At 42.5% G+C, this 273-nt stretch carries 1 protein-coding gene; it reads right to left on the bottom strand.

The annotated features are described in order from the left end of the window. A partial coding sequence (locus FS628_RS30580; protein ID WP_222125332.1) for a cold-inducible protein YdjO-related protein occupies window positions 1–110 on the bottom strand: 110 nt, incomplete at its 3' end. Window positions 111–273: the final 163 nt, after the last annotated feature.

Genomic DNA, 273 nt, shown 5'->3' with positions numbered 1-273 from the left:
TCTGTAGAAAAGGCATCCCTCATCCAACAAGAACATTGTTCATTCGTACATGACCAAACGATTGTTTCCTCTTCAGGAACAGGCTCCTGAGGCCCTCTTCTATAAGCCATGAATTAAGATCCCCTTTCTTGTTATCCTTCCTATTATACCCCATTTATGGAATAAAAAAAATGAACGGAAGAAGCGAGTGTTCGGGAAAACTCGACAATGGGGTCAGCCCCCATACCCGCCGCTGATGAAAAGTGTTATAATAAACAGGAATTTCTTGTGGAG

Origin of the sequence: Paenibacillus xylanexedens (genome assembly GCF_007676705.1) — a bacterium.
Lineage (GTDB): Bacteria > Bacillota > Bacilli > Paenibacillales > Paenibacillaceae > Paenibacillus > Paenibacillus xylanexedens_C.
This window is presented reverse-complemented; position numbering and strand designations above follow the sequence as displayed.